The sequence below is a fragment of the Mesorhizobium sp. M7A.F.Ca.CA.002.04.1.1 genome (assembly GCF_004022805.1).
GTDB lineage: Bacteria > Pseudomonadota > Alphaproteobacteria > Rhizobiales > Rhizobiaceae > Mesorhizobium > Mesorhizobium ciceri.
In genome coordinates, this window is record NZ_RZPL01000326.1 from 1 (window position 1) to 6,074 (window position 6,074).

The window sequence follows — 6,074 nt, forward strand, 5'->3', positions numbered from 1 at the left end:
CTGCAACAGATTGAGGTTTTCGACCGAAGCCTTTGTTGCCCGCACCCAGGTGCAGGCAACAAAGGCTTCGGTCGAAAACCTCAATCTGTTGCAGCAGGGCAAGGGCGAGATCGCGTTTGCGCTGGGCGATTCCGTCAAGCTGGCCGCCGAAGGCAATGCCGAGGCCGGTTTCCCCGGCAAGCTCGATAAGTTGCGCGGCATCGCAGCCATCTATCCCAACTACATCCAGATCGTCGCCAGCCGGGAGTCCGGCATCAAGACGCTGGCCGACCTCAAGGGAAAAAGCCTGTCGGTCGGCGCGCCGGCCTCCGGCACCGAGCTCAATGCCCGCGCCATCTTCGCCGCCGCCGGGTTGAAGTATGAGGATCTCGGCCGGGTCGAGTATCTGCCCTTCGCCGAATCGGTCGAGCTGATCAAGAACCGGCAGCTCGACGCCACGCTGCAATCGGCCGGGCTCGGCGTCGCCTCGATCCGCGACCTCGCCACCTCCGTGCCGATCAATGTCGTGGCGGTGCCGGCCGAGGACGTCGCCAAGATCGGCGCGCCCTATCTGTCGGTGGTCATTCCCAAGGGCACTTATGAAGGCCAGAGCGAGGATGTCGCCACCGCCGCCGTCGGCAATTTCCTCATCACCCGCGCCGATGTCTCCGACGAGACCGCCTACCGGATGACCAAGCTGATGTTCGACCATCTCGACCAACTGGCCGCGGCGCATGCCGCCGCCAAGGCGATCGACCCGGCCAAGGCGCTCGACGGCATGCCGGTGCCGCTGCACCCCGGTGCCGAGCGATACTACAAGGAGAAGGGCTTGTTGAAGTAGGGCGGATCCGTCGGATGACCGAAGCAACGTCTGGAACATCAACCGACGGCAAATCCGCCACCTTCCATCTGCCTGCCGTCGAAGAACAGGTCGAAGGGCTGCCGCCGGGCTTCGGCGACGGCCTTGCGGGCAAGGCCGCCTTTCTCATCGCCGTCGCCTTTTCCGTGTTCCAGATCTATGTCGCCGCCTATGGCAGCATTCCGAGCCAGGTGGTGAGGGCCATGCATGTCGGCTTCCTGCTGCTGCTCGGCTTTGGCCTGATCGCCAATCTGCGCGCCAAGAGCATGCCGGCGAAAGCCGCGTTCTGGACGCTCGGGGCGCTCGGCTTCGGCACCGGCCTCTACAATTGGGTGTTCTACACTGATCTGATCCGCCGCTCCGGCTTCCTGACCACGCCGGACCTCATCGTCGGCGCGGTGCTGGTGGTGCTGGTCTTCGAGGCAGCGCGGCGGCTGATGGGCCTGCCGCTGGCGGTCATCGCTTTCATCTTTCTCGCCTACTGCTTTTTCGGCAACCATTTGCCGCCGCCGCTCATCCATCGCGGCTATGATTTCGCCCAGATCGTCGACACCTTCGCCTACGGCACCGAAGGCATCTACGGCACACCGATCTATGTCTCGGCTGCCTACATCTTCATCTTCGTCGTCTTTGCCGCCTTTCTCGAACGCGCTGGCATGATCGCGCTGTTCAACGATTTCGCGCTTGGCCTGGTCGGCTCGTGGCGCGGCGGCCCGGCGCAGGTCTGCGTGCTGTCCTCGGCGCTGATGGGCACCATTTCCGGCTCGGGTGTCGCCAATGTGGTGGCCAGCGGCCAGTTCACCATCCCGCTGATGAAGCGCTTCGGCTTCCGCTCGGCTTTTGCCGGCGCCGTCGAGGCGACCTCCTCGATGGGCGGCCAGATCATGCCGCCGGTGATGGGCGCGGTCGCCTTCATCATGGCCGAGACGCTGAACGTGCCTTATGCCGAAGTGGTCAAGGCGGCGATCATCCCGGCGCTGCTCTATTTCGGCGCCTGCTTCTGGCAGGTGCATCTGGAAGCCGGCAAGGCGGGCCTGCACGGCATGGCCAAGGCCGAGCTGCCCAATCCGTGGGACGCGGTGCGGCAACACTGGCCGCTGGTGCTGCCGCTGGCCGCGCTCATCTACCTGCTGTTTGCCGGCTATACGCCGATCTTCGCCGGCACGATGGGCCTGGCGCTGACCATCGTGCTCATCCTCGGCACGCCGTTGGCGGCAGCGATCGGGCCGCTGGCCTTCCGCATCGTCTTCTGGATCGCGCTCGGGCTTGCCGCCGCTTCGTTCATGAAGTTCGGCGTCAACCTCCTCGGCCTGGTGATCGCCGCACTGGTCGTCGCCTGCTTCACGTTCAAGGGCGGCCGCGAGACGTTGCAAATCTGTGTCGACTCGCTCGCCGAAGGCGCCAAGAACGCGCTGCCGGTCGGCATTGCCTGCGCCATTGTCGGCATCGTCATCGGCACGCTGACGCTGACCGGCATCGCCTCGACCTTCATCGGCTGGATCATCTCGATCGGCGAGGACAATCTGTTCCTGTCGCTGGTGCTGACCATGGTCACCTGCCTGGTGCTGGGCATGGGCATTCCGACCATTCCCAACTACATCATCACCTCGTCGCTGGCCGGGCCGGCGCTGCTCGAGCTTGGCGTGCCGCTGCTGGTCAGCCACATGTTCGTGTTCTATTTCGGCATCATGGCCGATTTGACGCCCCCGGTGGCGCTGGCGGCGTTCGCCGCCGCACCGATGGCCAGGGAAAGCGGCCTGAAAATCGGCATCCAGGCGACCAAGCTGGCCATTGCCGGCTTCGTCGTGCCGTTCATGGCGGTCTACACGCCGGCGCTGATGCTGCAGGACGCAGGTCCGATCGCCGCCCAGTTCGGCTATCCCGTCGAGGTCGGCTACATCGTCGCCAAGGCGTGCATGGGCATCGTGCTGTGGGGTGCCGCCGCCGTCGGTTTTCTGGTCACCCGCATGGCGTGGTGGGAGCGGCTCGTCGCCTTCGCCGCCGGCGTGCTGCTGGTCGCCGCGGTGCCGCTCACCGACGAGGCCGGCTGGGGGCTGGCGCTGGCCTGGATCGGCTGGCACTGTTTTCGCGCGCGGCAGGCTTCAGTCAGAACATGAGCCTGTGCATCCTGGCCGCGGGCAAGACGGTAACGCTCTCCGTCGCCGCCTTCACGCTGTCCTGGACGCATTCGGTGGAACGGACGCGCTGGCAAGAAGACTGGAAGGTCACGTCCTCCGGCCTGCAGGTGGTCGAAGCCCGGATCGAGGGCTCGGGCGCCGGCATGGAGCCGCCGGAAGGCGCGGTGCTGAAGGAGGGTTGGTGGAGCTATGCGCCTGATGTCGGCCCGCAGCGGCGCGTCGTGCTCGCCGCTTCAGGTGCAACCAGCGACGGCTGGACACTGTGCACGGTTCAGGGCTGCCGGGAATTGGGGAGGACGGCAGGCGGACCGATCGTGCTCGAGCCGTGCCGGCCGGATGGCACGAGCCAGCCGCGGTAGCGCATAGCCACACCCTCAGCCAAGGAACCGCTTGCGCAGCTCCGGAGAAGGAATGTCGCAAGCATCCTTCCTGCCGAACAGGGCGTAGCGGTTCCTGGCGATGCGATCATAGAGCCAACCACGCAGCGGGCGCGGCAACAGCAACAGTGCCTTGGCCGCCCGCCAAGGCCAGCCGAGTTCCGCCATGACGGCGACAAAACTGTCCAGCCGCGTGAAGGCGACGCCGTCGATCAGGACGAGATTGGTTTCGTAAGAGTCGGTGCGCAGTCCATGCTTCCGGAACAGCGCTTCACCGAAGGGCGACTGCGCGGTGGCGAAGCGGAAACGGCCTTGGCGGTCGAGCCTGACCACCATGCGCACGAAACCGGAGCAGAGCACGCAGACGCCATCGAAAACGATCAATGGATGGCGTGAGTCGAGAACTGTTTCGAAGGGACGAGTTGACTGGGGTCGAACTGGTTGAAGATGGTCCGTCACGCTGGCCTCGGCTGCTCGTGTCCTATGACACTAAGCCGGCCAGCGATGGTATCAAAGCCGTGGCGATGTCGCACGGCGCCTGTCGGCGAGAGCGGGACGCTCGGCGCGATAGGTGGTGGCGCGGATAGAGGCGGCCGGCCTGCAGATCCGGCTGTTGTGGCGATTTTCGAAAGCCATGATCAGTGCGCGCCCAGCGAGTTGCCGCGACGGGCGCAGGCCGGGCCGGGGCCGCGCATGTAATAGCGTTCGGGCCGGTAGGTCGGCGCAACGAATTCGCGGATGGCGGCGGCATAGCCGATGAGGTGCGCGAGGAAGTTCATTACCTTGTCCCTGTCCCGATTTTCGGATGTCCCTTCCGAATTGCGGTCATCATAGCGTCGAGGCGTGAATAGTCGGTGAACGTGATGTTAATATCTGGTCGAAAATGCCTTGCTTCGTGGCTGGAATGCGGCTGATTCGGGGTCTTTCCGTGCAGTTGGTTGGCATTCCGGCCAATGTGACTTTTGCATCACATATGTTTCGTTTGAATGTCGCCTGCGCGCGGTTCTGTTTCAACTTTTGCCGAGCCCGCGAAATTTCCGTGCTGGCGGCCAGAACCACTCAGGCGGCCCCTTGGCATCCAGATCGGCGCGGGAGCGCGGAACTGGAGCGCGATCTGTCCGTTCTCACCTTCATCTGGTTCTGAAGGGAAGATATCATGGCGCCGCGTCCGGCCTGGAGAGGCTATCTGAAGCTTTCGCTGGTCACCTGTGCCGTCGAACTGACCAATGTCGTCACCCATACGGAGCGGGTCTCGTTTCGCATTCTCAACCGCAAGACCGGCAACACGGTGAAGCGCCTCTATGTCGATGCCGAAACCGGCAAGCCGTTGGAGGAGGATGACGAGATCAAGGGTTATGAACTCGACGATGGCAATTTCATCCATATCGAGGAAGACGAGATCGAGGCGGTGCAGATCGAATCCTCGCACACGATGGCGCTCGACGGTTTCGTCGACAAAGCTTCGATCCAGCAGATCTATCTCGACACGCCCTACTATGTGGCGCCCGCCGACAAGGTGTCGGAAGAGGCGTTCGCCGTCATTCGCGATGCGATGGCGGGCAAGAAGATGGCCGGGCTGGCGCGTATCGTGCTCTACCGACGCGAACGGCCGGTGGTGATCGAACCGCTCGGCAAGGGCATGGTGCTGACGACGCTGCGCTACGACAACACGGTACGGCAACCGGACACCGTCTTCGGCGACATCGAGCCCGTGAAGACCGATCAGGAGATGACCGATCTGGCCGAGTTGATCATCGACAAGAAGAAGACGAAGTTCGATCCCTCGAAATTCGACGACAAATACGAGGACGCGCTGCTGGAGCTGATCCGCGCCAAGAAGGCCGGCCACAAGGCGCCGAAGGCCAAGGCGGCGCCCAAACCTTCCAATGTCGTCAATCTGTTCGACGCGCTGAAGAAGAGCCTGTCGGACTCCGGGTCATCGAAAACATCTTCGTCGGCGAAGGCCAGGCCAGCGGCCAAACGCGCCAAGTCGAAAGCCAGCGCGCCCAAACGCAAATCGGCGTGAGGAACCCAACGGATGGCCAGCCTCGAACAATATCACTCCAAGCGCGATTTCAAGAAAACCGCCGAACCGGCCGGCAAGGTCGCCCGGACCAAGCAGGGCGAGGCCGGCGGCATCTTCGTCATCCACAAGCATGCCGCGACGCGGTTGCATTACGACTTGCGGCTCGAGCATGACGGCGTGCTGTGGAGTTGGGCGGTGACGCGCGGCCCGAGCCTCGACCCGCATGAGAAGCGACTGGCTGTCCATGTCGAGGATCACCCGATCGACTATGCGCCGTTCGAAGGCACCATTCCCAAGGGCGAATATGGCGGCGGTTCGGTTATCGTTTGGGACGAGGGCACCTGGATTCCCGAGATCGACCCGGCCAAGGCGATGAAAAAGGGCCATATCAGCTTCGAGCTCAGGGGACACAAGCTGCATGGGGCATGGCATCTGGTGCGGCTGAAGCCGCGAGCGGGTGAAAAGCGCGACAACTGGCTGCTGATCAAGTCGGACGATGCCGCAGCGCGTCCCGGCGAGGACATCCTCAAGGAAGCGCCTGAATCGGTGAAGTCCGGCCTGACGATCGAGGAGGTCGGCGAGGGCAAGACCGCGAAGGGCGAGAAGCCGAAAGTCTGGCATTCCAACAAGCCGGCCGCCGTCAAGACAAAAGCCGGCAAACGCCTCGACTTTATCGAGCCGCAGCTGGCCACGCT

General features: G+C 63.7%; 8 protein-coding genes. 6 read left to right on the forward strand and 2 right to left on the reverse strand.

What is annotated here, in order from left to right; genetic code table 11:
• The 3 genes from ENZ75_RS17770 to ENZ75_RS17780 all read left to right on the forward strand — a co-directional run.
• A partial coding sequence (locus ENZ75_RS17770; RefSeq protein ID WP_128278211.1) for a TAXI family TRAP transporter solute-binding subunit occupies positions 1-820 on the forward strand: 820 nt, incomplete at its 5' end.
• A 14-nt stretch (positions 821-834) separates the two neighbouring features.
• On the forward strand, positions 835-2,955 hold the full coding sequence (locus ENZ75_RS17775; RefSeq protein WP_128278212.1) for a TRAP transporter permease: 2,121 nt from the start codon (positions 835-837) through the stop codon (positions 2,953-2,955).
• Complete coding sequence (locus ENZ75_RS17780; RefSeq protein ID WP_063169651.1) at positions 2,952-3,335, forward strand: DUF1850 domain-containing protein; 384 nt, start codon at positions 2,952-2,954, stop codon at positions 3,333-3,335. Before ENZ75_RS17775 ends, ENZ75_RS17780 begins: the two co-directional genes overlap by 4 nt.
• 15 nt (positions 3,336-3,350) lie before the next feature.
• On the opposite strand, the gene ENZ75_RS17785 is transcribed toward ENZ75_RS17780, so the two are convergent.
• Together ENZ75_RS17785 and ENZ75_RS17790 are read right to left on the reverse strand one after the other, a co-directional pair.
• Positions 3,351-3,737: a DCC1-like thiol-disulfide oxidoreductase family protein gene (locus ENZ75_RS17785; RefSeq protein ID WP_255337212.1), complete on the reverse strand. Its 387-nt coding sequence runs from the start codon at positions 3,735-3,737 to the stop codon at positions 3,351-3,353.
• 254 nt (positions 3,738-3,991) lie between these two features.
• Positions 3,992-4,132: a hypothetical protein gene (locus tag ENZ75_RS17790; RefSeq protein WP_013528645.1), complete on the reverse strand. Its 141-nt coding sequence runs from the start codon at positions 4,130-4,132 to the stop codon at positions 3,992-3,994.
• Positions 4,133-4,257: 125 nt separating this feature from the next.
• Here ENZ75_RS17790 and ENZ75_RS17795 point away from each other — a divergent pair, with 125 nt between their 5' ends.
• The 3 genes from ENZ75_RS17795 to ENZ75_RS17805 form a co-directional block, all read left to right on the forward strand.
• Positions 4,258-4,497, forward strand: a complete 240-nt coding sequence (locus ENZ75_RS17795) for a hypothetical protein (protein ID WP_127274001.1) — start codon at positions 4,258-4,260, stop codon at positions 4,495-4,497.
• 12 nt (positions 4,498-4,509) lie between these two features.
• Positions 4,510-5,379: a Ku protein gene (locus tag ENZ75_RS17800; RefSeq protein WP_063169649.1), complete on the forward strand. Its 870-nt coding sequence runs from the start codon at positions 4,510-4,512 to the stop codon at positions 5,377-5,379.
• Between the two features lie 12 nt (positions 5,380-5,391).
• A partial coding sequence (locus tag ENZ75_RS17805) for a DNA polymerase ligase N-terminal domain-containing protein (RefSeq protein WP_281061245.1) occupies positions 5,392-6,074 on the forward strand: 683 nt, incomplete at its 3' end.